Consider the following 2,154-nt stretch of genomic DNA (forward strand, 5'->3'; position numbering starts at 1 on the left):
ACTTCCGTTTCTGGTTCGGCATTTGGTGGCGTTAATAGAGGTTAGTGGTTGTTAAATTAAACTCAAGTAGCTTTCTTTATGCCAGTAAGAAACTGAAATATTCAGTTTAATATGAGTTTTATTTTATCTAGTAAATCAACGTTTTCTATCACAACTCTATTGCAGTTAAGCTATGATGTGTGATGATTGTCAACCCTATCTTGTTAACATTTTTATGGTCTCGAGAAATTTTATTTCTTGGGACTTTTTCTATTGTTTGAAAGGTTGTGTGTTGATTTTGTTGAACTAGGAGAACAAAAAAAGACAAGCTACTTTAAAAAGTAATTTGTCTGTTGTTGGGTCACTTTTTATTAAAACACACGATAGACATAAGGATTTTCTGGTTTGTCTACTTTTGTGAAATTCTCAACCTCTAGTGTTGGGAGTTTTTGTTTGAGTTCTTTATGGTAGTGGAGGGTCAGGGTTCCTCTAGCGGTGATCCATGTATTGTCAGGATACTGGCGTGAGTTCCCCTTTGTCAAGAGTCCATATACTCCAGAGTCTGCGATACAGTGGATGATGCCAAAGCGAAAGAGGAATTGGCTATCTTGATGGCTAGGATCGTTATAGACAAAGCCTGTTAACTCGATTTTCTTTCCTTCAAACTCTTGTGGATAGTCATAGAGAACTTCCATGACCTCCATATAGTTCTCATCTGTAACTTGAATGGTTGGCAGGGAGAGGTATTTATCGGCTGTAGCCCTCATTTCCTTTTCATAAGCAGATTTGGAAAAATAGGTGCTGGTATCGGGTTTGAGGTATTGACTGGATGTACCTTCGCTTGCCTGAATGGCTGTGTTGGTTCCCTCAGCAAGTGGGAAATGATAACCTTTGGCAGACACGGTTCTCGAGTCCAAACTTACTGTTGGAAAGGCAACTCCAATCAAGAGAGGTAGTGACAGTAAAAAGAAGCTGATTCGTCTAGCTCGACGACTTTCCAAATGGCTGGGAGAATTGATTTTCTTGATCCAGATATAGAATTGGACCAGAGCAAACAGAAGAGAAAGGACCATGGAGATATAGACTAGATAGGAATAGTGGAGGTTGATGTAGTGACGGAGCTTGCCAGATAGCTGCAGATACAGAGTTAGGGCAAAATAACCTAGTAAAATGAAAAATCGGATCATAGCATCACCCCCATCATGTAAGAATAAAGCAAGACAAGCACTGTCACGATGCCCATGAATTGCCAGGTGAAGCGCGCTTTGAGATAGTGTTTCATCATGAGGAGACTTTTTATATCAAGCATGGGGCCAATGACCAGAAAGGCAAGGACTGGCGCTAGGCCGAAGCTCGAGAGGAGAGAAGCGCCGATAAAGGCGTCCGCCTCGCTACAAAGAGAGAGGAGAAAGGCTAGAAACATGAGCAAGAGAATCGCAAGGACTGGACTTGCGCTGATAGAGGTCAAGATCCGAGTCGGGACATAGACCTGCACGATAGCCGCAAAGAGACATCCAAAGACCAAGTAACGCCCCATATCGAAAAACTCGTCAATAGCCTGTATAAAGACCTGAAAGACTTTTCTCGCAGGACTCAAGTGTGAAAAGTCATGTTCGTGACAAGTTATAGGATTTTCTTTTTGAATGGATTCCTTCCAGAAAAATCCTAGGAAAATCCCAAGCACCAAAGCAATCACAATAGCTCCCAGCGCTCGCAAGAAGGCAAATTTTATTGAATTGCCAAAGGCAGAATAAGTAGCGAAAAGAACGATAGGATTGATAATGGGAGCAGTCACCAGAAAGGGAACCGCCGTGTAGCTGGGCACTTTCTTTTCCAAAAAACGATTGATGATTGGAACGATTCCACACTCGCAGGATGGAAAGAGAAAGCCAATGAAGGTACCAAAAAAGATCCTTCCCCAGCGATTGCGAGGAAGAAACTCATAAACTTTATCAGGTGTGATATAGACCTCAATCAATCCCGAAATCAGACTCCCAATCAGGACAAAAGGGAGGGCTTCAATCATGATGGAGAGAAAAATAGCTCCCGCTTGTAATACACTAGGAGGAAGAGATTGGAAAATCGTCATCTATTTTTTCTTCTCAACTTTTTCTTTTTTATCTTTGTCATCTGGGAAAGTGACCTGTGTTAAGTCAGGAAGTTTGGGAATTCCTC

2 protein-coding genes are annotated in these 2,154 nt (G+C 41.7%); both read right to left on the bottom strand.

Annotated features, from left to right (window positions below; genetic code table 11):
• Nucleotides 1-350: 350 nt before the first annotated feature.
• On the bottom strand, nt 351-1,166 hold the full coding sequence (locus tag SORDD16_RS03650; RefSeq protein WP_061452418.1) for a TIGR03943 family putative permease subunit: 816 nt from the start codon (nt 1,164-1,166) through the stop codon (nt 351-353).
• Complete coding sequence (locus SORDD16_RS03655) at nt 1,163-2,068, bottom strand: permease (protein WP_061452419.1); 906 nt, start codon at nt 2,066-2,068, stop codon at nt 1,163-1,165. The genes SORDD16_RS03650 and SORDD16_RS03655 overlap by 4 nt, the downstream gene beginning before the upstream one ends.
• Nucleotides 2,069-2,154 lie beyond the last annotated feature (86 nt).

This window comes from Streptococcus oralis (assembly GCF_001578945.1).
Classification (GTDB): domain Bacteria; phylum Bacillota; class Bacilli; order Lactobacillales; family Streptococcaceae; genus Streptococcus; species Streptococcus oralis_Q.